Source organism: Amycolatopsis vancoresmycina, from assembly GCF_000716785.1.
Lineage (GTDB): Bacteria > Actinomycetota > Actinomycetes > Mycobacteriales > Pseudonocardiaceae > Amycolatopsis > Amycolatopsis vancoresmycina.
The window spans coordinates 331,590-347,479 of record NZ_JNYY01000009.1; the positions used below are offsets into that span (position 1 = coordinate 331,590).

12 protein-coding genes are annotated in these 15,890 nt (G+C 71.4%); 6 read left to right on the plus strand and 6 right to left on the minus strand.

Annotated features, from left to right (window positions below; translation table 11 throughout):
* The first annotated feature begins 25 nt into the window (after positions 1-25).
* The 3 genes from OO60_RS24000 to OO60_RS24010 are packed head-to-tail and all read left to right on the plus strand — an operon-like array spanning position 26 to position 2,175.
* Positions 26-679: a GntR family transcriptional regulator gene (locus OO60_RS24000; RefSeq protein ID WP_003056516.1), complete on the plus strand. Its 654-nt coding sequence runs from the start codon at positions 26-28 to the stop codon at positions 677-679.
* Positions 676-1,179 carry a metallophosphoesterase family protein gene (locus tag OO60_RS24005; protein WP_003056513.1) on the plus strand — a complete coding sequence of 168 codons (504 nt, stop codon included), beginning with the start codon at positions 676-678 and terminating at the stop codon, positions 1,177-1,179. The genes OO60_RS24000 and OO60_RS24005 overlap by 4 nt, the downstream gene beginning before the upstream one ends.
* Before the next feature lie 9 nt (positions 1,180-1,188).
* Positions 1,189-2,175, plus strand: coding sequence for a PHP domain-containing protein (locus OO60_RS24010; protein ID WP_003056510.1), 987 nt, complete (start codon positions 1,189-1,191; stop codon positions 2,173-2,175).
* A 6-nt stretch (positions 2,176-2,181) separates the two neighbouring features.
* Here the strand turns inward: OO60_RS24010 and OO60_RS24015 are convergent, their stop codons facing one another.
* Positions 2,182-3,027 (minus strand): chitosanase, encoded by an 846-nt coding sequence (locus tag OO60_RS24015; protein WP_003056507.1) that lies wholly within the window; start codon positions 3,025-3,027, stop codon positions 2,182-2,184.
* 172 nt (positions 3,028-3,199) lie between these two features.
* Positions 3,200-3,790 carry a TetR/AcrR family transcriptional regulator gene (locus OO60_RS24020; protein ID WP_003056503.1) on the minus strand — a complete coding sequence of 197 codons (591 nt, stop codon included), beginning with the start codon at positions 3,788-3,790 and terminating at the stop codon, positions 3,200-3,202.
* A gap of 66 nt (positions 3,791-3,856) precedes the next feature.
* Between OO60_RS24020 and OO60_RS24025 the strand changes: the two genes are divergently transcribed.
* Positions 3,857-5,326 (plus strand): flavin-containing monooxygenase, encoded by a 1,470-nt coding sequence (locus tag OO60_RS24025; protein WP_003056501.1) that lies wholly within the window; start codon positions 3,857-3,859, stop codon positions 5,324-5,326.
* A 25-nt stretch (positions 5,327-5,351) separates the two neighbouring features.
* Here the strand turns inward: OO60_RS24025 and OO60_RS24030 are convergent, their stop codons facing one another.
* From OO60_RS24030 to OO60_RS24040, 3 genes are all read right to left on the minus strand, one after another.
* Positions 5,352-6,236, minus strand: coding sequence for a hypothetical protein (locus tag OO60_RS24030; RefSeq protein ID WP_003056498.1), 885 nt, complete (start codon positions 6,234-6,236; stop codon positions 5,352-5,354).
* A gap of 77 nt (positions 6,237-6,313) precedes the next feature.
* The gene (locus OO60_RS24035) at positions 6,314-8,407 is read right to left on the minus strand and encodes a M4 family metallopeptidase (RefSeq protein WP_033262109.1); all 2,094 of its coding nucleotides are present in this window, start codon (positions 8,405-8,407) and stop codon (positions 6,314-6,316) included.
* Positions 8,408-8,557: 150 nt separating this feature from the next.
* A complete protein-coding gene (locus OO60_RS24040; RefSeq protein ID WP_033262110.1) occupies positions 8,558-9,736 on the minus strand; it encodes a saccharopine dehydrogenase family protein in 1,179 nt (392 codons plus the stop codon).
* A gap of 110 nt (positions 9,737-9,846) precedes the next feature.
* Between OO60_RS24040 and OO60_RS24045 the strand changes: the two genes are divergently transcribed.
* Together OO60_RS24045 and hrpA are read left to right on the plus strand one after the other, a co-directional pair.
* Complete coding sequence (locus tag OO60_RS24045) at positions 9,847-11,010, plus strand: lactate 2-monooxygenase (RefSeq protein ID WP_004562687.1); 1,164 nt, start codon at positions 9,847-9,849, stop codon at positions 11,008-11,010.
* Positions 11,011-11,235: 225 nt separating this feature from the next.
* A complete protein-coding gene (hrpA, locus tag OO60_RS24050) occupies positions 11,236-15,072 on the plus strand; it encodes an ATP-dependent RNA helicase HrpA (protein ID WP_004562686.1) in 3,837 nt (1,278 codons plus the stop codon).
* Here hrpA and OO60_RS24055 read toward each other — a convergent pair.
* A complete protein-coding gene (locus OO60_RS24055) occupies positions 15,069-15,809 on the minus strand; it encodes a maleylpyruvate isomerase family mycothiol-dependent enzyme (protein WP_004562685.1) in 741 nt (246 codons plus the stop codon). The genes hrpA and OO60_RS24055 overlap by 4 nt on opposite strands.
* Positions 15,810-15,890: the final 81 nt, after the last annotated feature.

A 15,890-nucleotide genomic window follows, 5' to 3' on the forward strand; every position in this document is an offset into this window, starting at 1 on the left:
GTTTCACAGATCGAGGGAGCGCGCCATGACCGGGACGTTCAGCCTGCCCGCCTCCCGGACCGAAGTGGTCCTGGAGGAGATCCGCCGCGGCATCCTGACCCGGGAACTCGTCCCCGGTCAACCGCTCGTCGAAGCGGAGCTGGCCGCGCGGCTCGGCGTGTCGAAGACCCCGGTGCGCGAGGCCCTCAAGGTGCTCTCCAACTCCGGACTGGTGACGTTCAGCCCGTACAAGGGCGCGTCGGTGATCACGGTCGACGCCGAGCTCGCGAAGTCCGTCTACGACGTGCGGATGGTGCTCGAACCCGAGGCCGTCCGGCGGACCGTCGAGCGGCGCGACCCGGAGCTGCTGGAGGACGCGGCCGAGGCGCTGAAGGAGGCGTCGACGGCCATCGCGGACAAGGACCAGGCCGCGCTGAGCCTGCTGAACCGCCGCTTCCACCGCGCCCTCTACTCCGGCTGCGGCAATCCGCTGCTGGTCAGCATCCTCGACGACCTCAAGGACCGCGCGGCGCTGATCAGCGTCGTCGGCTGGGAAGCCAACCCGAGCTGGAAGAAGGAGTGGACCGAGCACAAGGCAGTCCTCGCCGCGGCGAAGAAGGGTGACGCGGACGGGGCCGCGGCCCTGCTGCGCGAGCACATCGGCGGGTTCCTGGAACGGGTGCTGAAGGCCATCGGATGAGGCTGCTGCTGATTTCGGACACCCACCTGCCGGCCCGCGCCCGCGAGCTGCCGCCGCAGGTCTGGGCCGAGGTCGCGGCCGCCGACGTCGTCGTGCACGCGGGCGACTGGGTCGACGTCGCCCTGCTGGACGAGCTCGAGGCGCGCAGCAAGCGGCTGATCGGGGTGTACGGCAACAACGACGGTCCGGCGCTGCGGGCGCGGCTGCCGGAGATCGCGCGGGCGGAGCTCGACGGCGTGCGCCTGGCCGTGATCCACGAAACGGGCGCGAAGCAGGGCCGTGAGCAGCGGTGCGACGCGCAGTTCCCGGACACCGACGTGCTGGTCTTCGGGCACAGCCACATCCCGTGGGACACGGTGGCGCCGTCCGGGCTGCGGCTGCTCAACCCGGGTTCGCCGACCGACCGCCGCCGTCAGCCGTACTGCACGTACCAGACCGGCCGGGTCGAGGACGGCGCGCTGGTGGACGTCGAGCTGCACCGACTGCCCCGGAGGAGGTAGACAGGTCCCATGGATCCGGCATGGGCGTTGCGGGAGATCGCGTTCCAGCTCGAACGCGCGGGCGAACCGACCTACCGTGTCCGGGCGTTCCGGAACGCGGCCGCGACCGTCGACAAGACCGGCGCCGAGCAGCTGGCGCAGCTGGCGGAGAACGGCACGCTCACGTCGTTGCCCGGCATCGGCAAGGCCACGGCCGGGGTCATCGAGGACGTGCTGGCCGGTCGTGAACCGGCCTACCGGGGCAAGCTCGTCCCCAAGCAGCTGCCGAGCGGAGAGCCGCTGCGGTCGGCGTTGCGCGGGGACTGCCACACGCATTCGGACTGGTCGGACGGCGGGAGTTCGATCGGCGAGATGGCGGTGGCGGGCCGCGACCTCGGCCACGAGTACATGGTGCTGACCGACCACTCGCCGCGGCTGACGGTCGCGAACGGGCTGTCCCCGGACCGGCTGCGCACGCAGATGCAGATCGTGGCGAAGGCCAACGAGCTGATGGCCCCCTTCCGCCTGCTGCAGGGGATCGAGGTCGACATCCTCGACGACGGGTCACTGGACCAGGAGGAAGAGCTGCTGGGACAGCTCGATTTCGTGGTGGCGAGCGTCCACTCGAAGCTGCGGATGCCGTCCCGCGACATGACCCGCCGGATGGTGGCGGCGGTCCGCAACCCGCACGTCCGGGTCCTGGGGCACTGCACGGGCCGGCTGGTGGTCGGCCGCGGGCGTCCGGAGTCGGAGTTCGACGCGGAGAAGGTGTTCACGGCGTGCCGCGAGAACGGCGTGGCGGTGGAGATCAACTCCCGGCCGGAGCGCCTGGACCCGCCGATGCGGCTGCTGCGGCTGGCCGCGGAGATCGGCTGCGACTTCACGATCGACAGCGACGCGCACGCGCCGGGGCAGCTCGACTGGCTGGGTTACGGCTGCGAGCGCGCGATCAAGGCGGGCATCGGGCCGGAGCGCATCCTCAACACCCGCACGGCGGATGCGCTCCTGACCCGATGACCGGCGTCAGTTGATCGTGTACGAGTCGCCGTACACCTTCCACTTCAGCGGGGTGTGCAGGTCGAAGTTGCCCTCGCTCAGGAACTTCGCCTGCTCGGTGTCGACGCGCGAGGTGTCCGCGTGCGCCTCTTCCTGCTTCATGATCACCTTGCGGGCCGCGAAGAACGCCTTCAGGTACGTCGCTTCGTCGCCGCCCTGGGCCGGGGTCTTCGCCTTCTTCATCGCGGCCTTGCGGATGCCGCCGAAGCTGTCGGAGCTGTCGCCCGGGCCGTGCATCACGATCGCGTCGTAGTAGGCGAACTGGCCGAGGTTGCTCAGGCCGTCCGACTTGCCCTGGTTCACCGCCGGGTTGAAGTAGACGCGGTCGCGCTCGTTGTTCTGCGCCGTCTGGAACGCCGTCGTCGCCGCGGCCTGCTTCCACGCGCTTTCGAACGCCGAACCGAGGCCCGCGTGCGAATCGGTGCCGTTCACCTTGCGCAGCGCGGGAAGGTACTTGGCCAGCGGGTTGTTCGGGACCGAATTCGTGTACGCCTCGACGAGTTCGAGCATGTCACCGGTGCCCGAGCAGAACCCGATGATGCCCGCCGTGTAGCCGCGGCCGTCGCCGATGTCCTCGATGTACTTGTACTGCGCCTTCCAGTCCAGCGACGAGTTCTCCGCGCTGGAGACCAGTTTCATCGCGATTTCCTTCTTGGCCGGCGCCGAGAGGTCGCCGGTGGCGAGCACGGACGCGCTGCTCGCGGCCAGTGGCGCGGGTGCGGCCGAGGAGAGCGCGGGCGTGGTGATCACGAGGGCGGCGACGGAGGCCGCGCCGAGCGTGCCGACGAGGACCGGCCGCAACTTCTTGCTCATGGGGAGGGGACCCTTTCCGCGGGATGCGCCGTCGGAGCACGGCGTTTCGGGTGATGAGGTGGAGCTGCGGCGTAACGACACGGTAGCGAAGGGTCAGCAGGCTCCACAAGAGGCGGAATTCGTTCATGTTCGTGAACGGTCCAGACCACGCGGCGGGGTCCTCAGAGGACGGTCAGCGGCCGCCGGCGAAGAGGCGGATGACGTCGGGCAGCACGGACACCGGGATCGTCGGGTCGATCGCCCGCTGGACGCCGAGCCCGATGCCCAGGGACAGCAGCGCCGTCGCGGCGTCGTCGGCCGACATCGGGAGGGTGATCCCGAACCGCTCGGCGAACCCGGTGAGCAGGCCGGCGATCGAGTCGCGGATGGCCTTGTCCCGCGCGGCCAGCTCCGCCCGCACGTGCGGGTCGCGCCGGGCGTTCGTGGCGAACTCGACTTCCAGGGCCGTCCACGCCTCGTCGCCGATGCTGCGCTCGGCCCAGGCCTGGAACGCCGCGAGCAGCCCGTCCACGCCTTCGGCGCCGTCCAGCGCCTCGGCGACCAGTTCGACCTGCTCGTCGTGGATCCGGTCGAGCACCGCCAGGCAGAGCTCGTCCTTGTTGCGGAAGTTCGAGTACACCGCGCCCTTCGAGTACCCCGCCTCGTCGGCGACCTTCTCCAGGGACGTCACGGAGTAGCCGTCGCGCAGGAACAACAGCTTGGCGGTCTCGACGAGCTGTTCGCGGGTGCGGGCCTGGCTTTCCGCGCGGGTGAGTCGGGGCATGCGGGCACTCTAGCGAGGTCCGGAATCGGGGTACCGATAGTATTCGGATACTGCTAGTCTCCGAAAATGGAACAACGTGACTTCGCGGTCCTCGTCGTCGGAGCCGGGGCGTCGGGGCTGGGCGCCGCCATCCGCCTCGGCCAGGCCGGGGTCGAGGACCTCGCCGTGCTCGAGAAGGCGGACACGCTGGGCGGCACCTGGCGCGACAACACCTACCCCGGCTGCGCGTGCGACGTCCCGTCCGCGCTGTACTCCTACTCCTTCGCCCCCAATCCGGAATGGACGCGCGCCTTCGCCGGCCAGGCCGAAATCCGGGCCTACCTGCGCGACACGGCTTCGCGGTTCGGGGTCACCCCGAAGATCCGCTACGGCGTGGAGGTGACGCGGGCGCAGTGGAACGCGCGGGACGCGCGGTGGGAGCTGGAGACGTCACGGGGGCCGTACCGCGCCCGGGTCCTGGTCGCCGGCACCGGTCCCTGGCACGAGCCGCTGATCCCGGACCTGCCGGGGCTCGCCGGCTTCCCGGGCGAGGTCTTCCACTCGGCGCGCTGGAACCACGGCTACGACCTGGCGGGCAAGCGGGTCGCGGTGATCGGTTCCGGCGCGTCGGCGGTCCAGTTCGTCCCGGAGATCGTGCCGCGGGTGGGGCGGCTGCACCTGTTCCAGCGCACGGCCCAGTGGGTGTTGCCGAAGCCGGACCACCCGGTCCCCGGCGTCGAGCGGCTCCTGCTGCGGCGGTTCCCGGCTTTGCAGCGGGCGTTGCGCAGTGCCGAGTACGGCATGATGGAGACGCTCGGGTTCGGGTTCCGGCACCCGTGGCTGCTGCGGCAGGTGCAGCGGATCGGGCTCGCGCACCTGCGGTTCGCGGTGCGGGATCCGGTGTTGCGCAAGGCGCTCACCCCGGATTACACGCTGGGCTGCAAGCGCTTGCTCATGTCGAACACGTACTACCGCGCGCTGACGCAGTCCCATGTGGACGTTCACCCGGCGGCGGTGCGTTCGGTGGACGGTTCGCGCGTGCTGGGCGCGGACGGTTCTTCGGCGGAGGTCGACGCGATCATCTTCGGCACCGGCTTCCACATCCTCGACATGCCGGTGTCGTCCCGGGTGTTCGACGGCGACGGCCGCAGCCTCGACGACCACTGGAAGGGCAGCCCGCAGGCGTACGCGGGGACGACGGTGGCCGGGTTCCCGAACCTCTACCTGCTGCTCGGGCCGAGCCTCGGCACGGGGCATTCGTCGGCGTTCATGATCCTGGAGGCCCAGCTGCGGCACACGGTGGCGGCGGTGACCCGGACGCTGAGCGCGGCGGGGACGGCGCTGTCGGTCCGCCCGGAGGCGCAGGACGCGTTCAACGCGGAGGTCCAGGCGGCGTTGCCGGGGACGGTGTACCAGTCGGGCGGTTGTTCGAGTTACTACACGGATGTCAACGGCCGCAACAGCTTCAGCTGGCCCTTCTCCACCGGCCGGCTGCGGTCGCAGGTGGGGGCGTTCCGTGAAGCCGACTACGAGGTCGTGAGTGTGAAACAGGGTTAGAACACTGTTTCACACTCACGACGGGTCAGTCCCACTCCCAGCACATCCCGTAGACCCCCGGCCGGGCGTCCAGCACCGCGATGTGGCTGGTCCCGCTCGGCCCCACCGGCAGCTCCGGCCGGGCCGCCGACCCGTCGTAGCGATAGCACCGCACTGGCACCGCCGCCGGGTCGAAGCACGCCTGCAGCACGATCTGGCGCGCCGGGGCCCGCACCCCGAACTGCAGGTAGCTCGTCTCCGGCGGCTTCCCGTCGTAGGCGAACTCGAAGTCGAACACGTACGTCTCGCCCGCTCGCAGCGGGTAGTCGAACCGCAGCTCCAGCGCCACCAGCTCGGATTCCGCGTCCCGTCTGACGCGGCCCGGGCGGCAGCAGTGCGCCGAACGCAACACCGGCTGGTGGCCGCCGCCGGTCTGGGGGCGGAAGAACGACACCCAGCGGTCGACGCCGTCCGCGCGGCTCGTCACCACCAGTTCCGTGTGGACCGACCGCTCGGTCCGGTCTGGTCCCAGCGTCGCCCGCTGGTGCACCGACACCAGCGCCAGGCGGGCGTTGCCGTCGAGGTCGATGCCTTCGCAGGCGGCCAGGTCCATGGACTCGGAGCCGAGCGCGCTGGCCAGGCTGACCCCGCCCGGCCACGGCTCGGCCCGGCGCACCCGCGGCCGCGCCACCAGGCTCGTCAGCGCGTCCGCCGGCAGGCCGAGGCAGCTTTCGGCGACGCCGACCGCGTGCAGCGAGCGGTGCCCCTCCGGGTGACGGCGGCCCCGGCGCCAGTAGCTCAGCGTGGCCAGGCTGACCTGGGCGCCGCGGATCGCCATCCGCCGCTGCAGGGCCTCCAGGCTCAGGCCGCGCTGCCGGATCGCCAGGTCGAAGGCCTCGGCGAACGGGGCCGACGCTGATAACGCCTCCATCCGGGTAAGCATGAATACCGGACGCATCGGGCGCAACGAGGGCCTGCCACCAAAGTAGGTGGCAGGCCCCGCGGGGGTCAGCTCACGGTGACCCCGGTGTCGTCCACGGCGAACGACGTCTGCAGCGACTGGTCCTCGGTCCCGGCGAACTTCAGCGTGACCGTCTGGCCCGCGTACGCGGACAGGTCGAGCGTCTTCTGGACGTAGGCGGAGTTGCGGTCGAGGTTCGAGTACGTGGCCAGCGTCGCCGAGCCCGCGGACACGACGAGCTTGTCGTAGGCCACGTTCTCGGTCTCGGCCGTCCACACGCGCAGCCAGAACGTCAGGCTCGCCTTGCAGCCGGCCGGGATGGTGACGGCCTGCGTGAGCGTGTCCGTGTGCGCCGAACCCCAGCCGCCGAGCCAGGAGTCGTAGCTGCCCGAGCGCGCCGGCGCCTGGCTGCCCCACTGGCCGATGGTGGTGTTCGGGTCGGTCCAGGACGCCTGGCCCGACTCGAAGCCCGGGTTCTGCACCAGCTGGCCACTGCACCCGCCAGGAGGCGTCGTGGGCGGCGTGGTCGTGGTGGGCGGGGTGGTCGTCGTGGTCGGCGGCGTTCCGCTGCACGTCGGGTCGCCGGACTGCGCCGGGACGCTCACCGCGTTCCACGCCGCCTTCACGGCGTCGAACTCGGCGCAGCTGTCCGGGTACAGGTTCTTCGCCGCCTGCAGCGTCCACGTGCGGTAGCGCAGGTAGTTGCTGCCGGAGGTCTTCAGCTGCACCGCGCCGTGCATGATGTTGATCGCCTTGCGGATGCCGATCCCGGCCACCGTGCTGCCGTTGCACGTCGAGCTCGTCGGCTGCCCGTTCGTCGGGTTGCTGCCTTCGGCGAGCAGGTAGAACCAGTGGTCACCCGGCCCGGCCGCCTTGTGCACCTCCGCGTTCGGCGTCGAGCTGGAGTAGCAGTTCGGGTCGCCGACCTTCGACGGGTCGTACATGTACCGGATCGCGCCGGTGCCGACCAGGTTGACCTCCTCGCCGATCGCGTAGTCCGGCGGGTCGTACTGCGACGGCTCGTTCGCGTAGAACTCCGTCGCCGTGCCGAAGGTGTCCGCGATGAACTCCTGCGTGCCGCCGCCGGAGAACCCGCCGGAGCCGGAGTAGTCGTCGACGCCGTGGCCCATTTCGTGGCCGAGGATGTCGAGCGAGCCGACCCACTCGCCGCTCGGGTTGTGCCCGAGGTTCACGTACGCCGGGCGCGAGTTGTAGTAGTACGCGTTCTCGTCGTCGAGCCCGACGCGGATCTTCCACGCACCGCCGTTGCCGGTGAACCCGTTGCGGCCCACCCATTCCGAGAGCATCTTCTTCTCGGTCTGCGCGACGAACAGCGCGTCGGCGCACCCGGTTTCGATGTTCGTGCCGGTGCCGTTGCCCCAGCTGTCGTCCGGTCCGGTGAGGACGGAGTCGCTGCTGTAGTTGCGGCAGTCCAGGTTCGGCGTGTTCGGGTCGGCCATCGAATACGTGCTGCCGGACTTCGTCGTGTTCAGCGGCAGCGGCGCCGGGCCGTTCCACTTGCCCGTGCCGGTCCCCGCGGCGAGGTGCTGGACGGTCCGCAGCACGCGCCCGTCCACGGCGTCGACGTACACGCTCAGGCTGCTCGGCTCGCCGTGTTCGTCGGTGCCTTCGACGTTGCTCTCGTAGGCCAGCCGCCCGGCACCGTCGGCGACCACGACGAGCTGCCCGCCCGGCAGGCTTTTGGGCCCGCGGACCTGCTTGCGCGCCACCGCATCCGCCTGCGCGGCGGACAGCTTCGCGCCGTGGACGTCGAGATCCCCGAGGGCCTGCTGCTGCGCGACGGAGGTGGTCTTCACGGTGCCGGCGGCGTCGGTGGCGATGACCAGGTCGCCGCCGATCACCGGCAGCCCGTCGTAGGTGCGGTCGTAGACCACGTACGACAACCCGGCGGCCGACCGGACGTCCCGCTGGACGAACTTGTCGTGCTTCCCGGCGTGCAGGGCGGCGGGGCGGGCGGCGACCAGGCCGGCGGCGGCGCCGGTGGCGTTGGCCTGGGCCTGCGCGGCGGACGGCGGGGGCACGGGGGCGGGCTGCGCGGGCGCGGCGACGGCGATGCCGACCACCACCATGCCCGCCGCCGTCGCGCCGCCGAGCGCGGCGAACCGTTGGGGCAATCTCATGACGCTCCTTGGGAAAACGCGAAGGGGAAAGGGAGAACCCGATCGACGCTAACCGCGGGACAGGACCGTCAGAAGATTCATCACAGCGCCGGAATTTCACGCTCCCGCACTGTGAAAGCGTGAAAAGCCTCGTGAGTGGTAAGGCGGGTTCTAACCCGCCTTACCACTCACGAGGGTCGTGAAGCGGACGCCTGCCTTGGTGAGCCGGTCGACGAGTGCGCCGCCCATCGCGGTCGCCGTCGTCACCTGGCCTGCCGTGTCCGGGAGGTCGTCCGTTGCCAGGCACAGCGCCGATTCCGCGAGCATCTTCGCCGTTTCGTCGTAGCCCGGGTCGCCGCCGGACACCTCCGTCACCACCCGTGAACCGCCGCCCTCGCCGACGAACCGCACCGAGAACCACGACCGCGCGCGGCGCTCCGGGCTCGGCCCGCTGCCGGGCGCGAGCAGCCGCGAGAGCCCCCGCCGCGCCGGCGGGACCTGCGCCGCCGCGAACAGCGTGCCCGCTCCCGCGACGCCGCCGGCCAGCATCGGAAGGTGCTTGAACGCGGCGAAGTGCCGGTAGGTGAAGTCGGGCCCGTAGCGCTCGGACGCGGTCGCCGACCGGCGGACGACCTCGGGGTCGATCGTCGGCAGCGGCACCGCCCACCAGCCCGCGCCGGCGAGCCGGTGCGGGCGCCCGAGCGGGGCTCGCGCGAACCGCCCGGCCGGGCGCGGCTCGGCCGCCGCCCGCTCGCGGGCCACCCGGGCCTCGGCCGGCAGCCGGGACATGATGGTGAGCGCGCTGAGCACCGTGCCGCCCGAGGGCATCCCGCCCGCCCGCACGTAGCCGTCGACCCGCAGCGGCACGTCCTCCGGCAGCTGCTGCACGGTGAACCACGCGCCGAGGTCGTGCGGGATCGAGTCGAACCCGCACGCGTGCACCAGCCGCGCCCCGGTCTCGCGGGCGCGGCGGTCGTGCGCGAGGTACATCAAGTCGACGAACTCGGCTTCGCCGGTCAGGTCGACGTAGTCGGTGCCCGCGTCGGCGCACGCCGCCACCAGCGGCTCGCCGTGCGTCAGGTACGGCCCGACCGTGGTGATCACCACCTTCGTGGCCTCGGCGACGGCCCTCAGGGACGCCGGGTCGCCGGAGTCGGCGACGAGCAGGTCCAGCGAGCCGAACCGGTCGTCGACCTCCGCCAGCCGCGTCCGGACCGCCTCGAGCTTGCCGCGGTTGCGCCCGGCCAGGGCCCAGCGCAGGTCCGCGGGTGCGTGCCGGGCCAGGTACTCGGCCGTCAGGCCGCCGGTGAACCCGGTGGCACCGAACAGGACCACGTCGTACGCGCGCATGGCTGCTCCTTCGAGGGACGTCGGCGGGCTCAGGTTACCCGTCGGTCACTTCCCGGCGCCGGGTGAACTACCGGCGGGTACAGTGCCCCCTCGAACGCGAGGAGGCAACCGTGACCGAACGCTTCGGCAGCTACCAGAACGAGATCTACCTGCAGGGACTCGGAGGCCAGCTGCCGCCGTGCTCGACCGACGCGACGAAGCTCGAAGCGTCGGCCCGCGAGGTCATGGCCCCCGGGCCGTTCTCCTACGTCGCGGGCGCGGCCGGCTCCGGCGCGACCGCCCGCGCCAACCGCGAAGCGTTCGACCGCTGGCGCGTCGTGCCGCGGATGCTGACCGGCGCCACCGACCGCGACCTGGCCACGACGGTGCTCGGCAGCCGGCTGCCCGCGCCGGTGGCCGTCGCGCCCGTCGGCGTCCAGTCGATCGTCCACCCGGACGCGGAGTCCGCGACGGCCCGCGCCGCCGCCTCGGTCGGCCTGCCGTTCATCCTGTCCACGGCGTCGTCGACCGGCATCGAGGACGTCGCCGCGGCCAACGGCGCCGGCCCGCGCTGGTTCCAGCTGTACTGGCCGGGCGACAACGACGTCTGCGCGAGCCTGCTGACGCGGGCGAAGAACGCGGGCTACACGGCACTGGTCGTCACCCTCGACACGTGGACGCTGGCCTGGCGGCCGTCCGATCTGGACCAGGCGTACCTGCCGTTCCTCAAGGGCGAAGGCTGCGCGGTCCCGTTCACCGACCCGGTGTTCCGCGGCCTGCTGGAGAAGACGCCGGAGGCGGACCCGAACATGGCGATCCTGCGCTGGATCGGCATGCTCACCGGCACCGACCGGACCTGGGACCAGCTGCCGTTCCTGCGCGAGCACTGGGACGGCCCGATCGTCCTGAAGGGCATCCAGCACGTCGGGGACGCGCGCCGCGCGGCCGAGGCGGGCGTGGACGGCATCGTCGTGTCGAACCACGGCGGCCGCCAGGTCGACGGCGCTGTGGGCGCGCTGGAGGCGCTGCCGGGCATCGTCGCGGCGGTGGGCGACCGCCTGGAGGTGCTGTTCGACTCGGGCATCCGCACCGGCGCGGACGTGCTCAAGGCGCTCGCCCTGGGCGCCCGGGCGGTCCTGGTCGGCCGCCCGTGGGTGTACGGCCTGGCCCACGCGGGCGAGGACGGCGTCCGGCACGTCCTGCGCAGCCTGCTGGCGGACTTCGACCTGACCATGGGCCTGTCCGGCCACCGCACCCTCGCCGACCTGGGCCCGGAGTCGCTGCAGCGGGCGTGAGGGGCTCGGCTCGCTGCTGCCGCTCCGGCGCCCGCTCCGCAGCCCGGCCGGCCCGGCTGACGTTCCGCCGAAGGCCTCTCGCCGCCGGTGAGGGGGCCTTCGGCGTGCGCCCGGTCACGCGCCGGGGATATTCGGAGGCCCGGTTCGTCACGCACGGCTATCCTTGGACCAAGAATGTCCGAGCCATCCCCCTTCACCGCGCTGCGAGCGCGCCTGCCCGAGCTCATGCCGCGCGACGAGCAGCGGCTGCGCCGGCGGCTCGAAGGCGCCCGCAAAGCCCGCAACCGCGACTCCGTGCTCGCGCAGATCGCCGCCGACGTCGACAAGGCCGAGCTGCGCGTCCAGTCGCGGCGCGAGAGCGTGCCCAAGATCGAATACCCCGAAGAGCTGCCGGTCAGCAAGCTCAAGGACGAGATCGGCGCCGCGATCGAGAAGCACCAGGTGGTGATCGTCGCGGGGGAGACCGGCTCGGGCAAGACCACCCAGCTGCCGAAGATCTGCCTGGAACTCGGCCGCGGCATCCGCGGCCAGATCGGGCACACCCAGCCGCGGCGGCTGGCCGCGCGCACGGTCGCCGACCGGATCGCCGGCGAACTCCACACCGAGCTGGGCGACGCGGTCGGCTACAAGGTGCGGTTCACCGACCAGTCCGGGCAGGACACCCTGGTCAAGCTGATGACCGACGGCATCCTGCTGGCCGAGATCCAGACCGACCGGTCGCTGCGCCAGTACGACACGCTGATCATCGACGAGGCCCACGAGCGCAGCCTCAACATCGACTTCATCCTCGGCTACCTCAAGCAGCTGCTGCCGCGCCGCCCCGACCTCAAGGTCATCATCACCTCGGCGACCATCGACCCGGAACGCTTCTCGAAGCACTTCGACGACGCCCCGATCGTCGAGGTCTCCGGCCGGACTTACCCGGTGGAGGTGCGCTACCGGCCGCTCGTCGACCCCGACGACCCCTCCGAAGACGCCGACGAGCGCGACCAGACCCAGGGCATCCTCGACGCCGTCGAGGAGCTGTGCGCCGAGGGACCCGGCGACATCCTGGTGTTCCTCTCCGGCGAGCGCGAAATCCGCGACACCGCCGACGTGCTGAACCGGGCGAACCTCCGCAACACCGAGGTCCTGCCGCTGTACGCGCGGCTGTCCTCGGCCGAGCAGCAGCGCATCTTCCAGTCCCACACCGGGCGGCGGGTGGTGCTCGCGACGAACGTCGCCGAGACGTCGCTGACCGTGCCGGGCATCAAGTACGTCGTCGACCCGGGCACCGCGCGGATCTCGCGCTACAGCCACCGCACCAAGGTGCAGCGGCTGCCGATCGAACCGGTGTCGCAGGCGTCGGCGAACCAGCGCAAGGGCCGCTGCGGCCGGACGTCCGACGGCATCTGCATCCGGCTCTATTCCGAAGAGGACTCCGAGAGCCGGCCCGAGTTCACCGACCCGGAGATCCTGCGGACCAACCTGGCCTCGGTCATCCTGCAGATGACGTCGCTGGGCCTCGGCGACATCGCCGCGTTCCCGTTCGTCGAGCCGCCGGACCGCCGCCAGGTCAGCGACGGCATCGGCCTGCTGCAGGAGCTGGGCGCGTTCTCCTCGACGAGTTCCGACCGCAGCCTGACCGACATCGGCCGCAAGCTCGCGCAGCTGCCGGTCGACCCGCGGATGGGCCGGATGGTCCTGGAGGCCGCGAAGAACGGCTGCGTTCGCGAGGTCATGATCATCGCGGCCGCACTGTCCATTCAGGACCCGCGCGAGCGGCCGGCCGAGAAGCAGCAGGCGGCCGACGCCCAGCACGCGCGGTTCGCCGACCCGACGTCGGACTTCCTGGCCTACCTGAACCTCTGGGAGTACGTCGCCGAGCAGCAGAAGGCGTTGTCGGGCAACCAGTTCCGGCGCATGTGCCGCACCGAGTACCTGAACTACCTGCGGCTGCGCGAGTGGCAGGACATCTTCAGCCAGCTGCGCCAGCTGGCCAAGCCGCTCGGCATCTCGCTGAACACCAACACGACCCCGGTCGACCCGCAGCGCGTGCACACGTCGCTGATCGCCGGGCTGCTTTCGCACATCGGGCTCAAGGACCCGGCCAAGGGCGACTACCTGGGCGCGCGCGGTGCCCGCTTCGGGATCTTCCCGGGTTCGGCGCTGTTCAAGAAGCAGCCGCGCTGGGTGATGTCGGCGGAGCTGGTCGAGACGTCGAGGCTGTGGGCGCGGGTGAACGCGCGCATCGAGCCCGAATGGGTCGAGCCGCTGGCCGGGCACGTCGTCAAGCGGTCGTACTCCGAGCCGCACTGGGAACGCAAGCAGGGCGCGGTGATCGCGACCGAAAAGGTGACGCTGTACGGCGTCCCGCTGATCGCCGACCGCCGCGTCAACTACGGCCGGATCGACCCGGAGCTGTCGCGGGCGCTGTTCATCCGGCACGCGCTGGTCGAGGGCGACTGGCAGACGCGCCACCACTTCTTCGCCGAGAACCGCGCGCTGCTGGAGGAGGTCGAGGACCTCGAGAACCGCGCGCGGCGGCGGGACATCCTGGTCGACGACCAGACGCTGTACGAGTTCTACGACGCGCGCGTGCCCGCCGATGTCGTCTCCGTGCGGCACTTCGACAGCTGGTGGAAGAAGGCGCGGCACGAGGACCCCGACCAGCTGTCGTTCGAGAAGTCCATGCTCATCAACGAGTCCGCGGGCAGCGTCCGCGAGGGCGACTACCCGGACTCGTGGACGCAGGGCACGCAGGTCTTCAAGCTGACCTACCAGTTCGAGCCGGGCGCGGACGCCGACGGCGTCACCGTGCACGTCCCGCTGCCGGTGCTGAACCAGGTGACGCCGGACGGGTTCGACTGGCAGGTGCCGGGCCTGCGCGCGGAGCTGGTGACGCAGCTGATCAAGTCACTGCCGAAGGCGTTGCGCCGCAACTTCGTCCCGGCGCCGGACACCGCGCGGGACGTCCTTTCGCGAGTGTCGCCTTCGGACGGTCCGCTGCTGGAGGTGCTCGGCCGCGAGCTGCGGGCGCTGCGCGGGATCACGGTGCCGTACGCCGACTGGGACCCGGGTTCGGTGCCGGACCACCTGAAGATGACGTTCCGGGTGGTCGACGAACGCGGCAAGAAGGTCGCCGAGGGCAAGGATGTCGAGGCGCTGCAGCGGCGGCTGGCCCCGAAGGTCCGCGAGACGATCTCGAAGGCGGCCAACACGCTGGAAAAGGCGGGCCTGACCAAGCCGTCGTTCGGGTCGCTGCCGCCCGTTTTCGAGTCGAAGCAGCGCGGTCACGACGTCAAGGCGTACCCGGCGCTGGTCGACGAGGGCGCGTCGGTGGCGGTCCGGTTGCTGGACACGCCGGCCCAGCAGGAACACGCGATGTGGGCGGGCACCCGGCGGATGCTGCGGCTGAACCTGAACTCGCCGATGAAGTTCATCACGCGGTCGCTGTCCAACTCGTCGAAGCTGGTGCTCAACCGGAATCCGCACGGCAGCGTGGCGGCGCTGCTCGAGGACTGCGTCGACTGCGCGGTGGACGCGCTGATGGCCGCGGGCGGCGGTCCGGTGTTCGACGAGACCGGTTTCAAGGTGCTGCTGGAGAAGGTCCGGGCGGGCCTGCACCCGGAGGTGCTGGCGGTGCTGACGGACGTGGAGAAGATCCTCCGCGCGGCGAACGACGTCGAGGTGGCGCTGTCGTCGGCGCGCGGCCCGGCGGAGTCGCTGGCGGACATCCGCGCCCAGCTGTCGGCGCTGGTGTACCCGGGTTTCGTGACGGAGACGGGCGCTTCGCGGCTGCGGCACGTGGTGCGGTACCTGCAGGGCATCTCCCGTCGGCTGGAGAAGCTGGTTTCGGAGCCGACCCGCGACCTGCAGCGCACGGCGGACATCGCGTGGATCACCCGCGAGTACGAGGACGCGCTGGCGTCGCTGCCGCCGGGCACGTCGTCCCCGGCGCTGCGCGAAGTGCGGTGGATGATCGAGGAACTGCGGGTGTCGTTCTTCGCGCAGACGCTGGGAACGGCGCATCCGGTGTCGCTGAAGCGGATCACGAAGGCGCTGGACGACGCGCTGGCCTAGAGGAAGACCCGGGCGATTTCCAACCACGTCCGCGCGTCCTCGCCGGTTGCGGTGAGGCCGGTTTCCGCCAGGGCACGGCGGTGGGTGACGCGGAGGCAGAAGTCGAGCGCGCTGCCGCGGATCCGTTGCGCGGCATGGGCCGGGCCCCACGTCCAGGTTTCGCCGCCGGGGCCGGTCAGTTCGAGGCGGAACGGCTCCGCCGGGATGGGCAGCTGGGCCGCGTGGAACGACAGCGTCCGCCCTTGGACCCCGAGGGCGGCGATGGGCCGGAGCCGTCCGGTCGCCGGGTGCGCGACGCCGAGGGTGTCGAAGACGTCCTGCCCGTGCGCCCACGTTTCCATCAGCCGCAGCGGCACCATCAGCGTCGGGGTGACCGCCGAGCCGAACCACGGGAACTGCTGGACGTTTCGCAGCGCCGCCGCCACTTCGGCGCGGCCGGTACGCCAGCGTTCCAGCAGGGCCGCGCGCGGTTCGGCCGCGCCCGCGGCGGCTACCGCGTCGGCGTCCTCCGGCGTTTCCTCGAAGGCTTCCGGAGTCCGGACGGCGACGAGCACGTTCGCGTCGGCGGCGGCGAGGTGGGCGATCTGGTGGGCGATCGTCCAGCCCGCGGCCGGGGTCGGGCGGGTCCAGTCGGCTTCCGCCGCGACGAGGGCGTCGAGTTCGTCCCCCTCGGCCACCAGGCCGGGCAGGGCGCGGCGGTGGTCCACCTCGGACAGGTCGAGGCCGTAGTCGATCATTGTTCCAAATTACCGAAGAACCGGTATGTCCGGCTCCACACTTCCGGCGGTTGACCGGCGGCGTGCGGAAGTCAAGCCTGG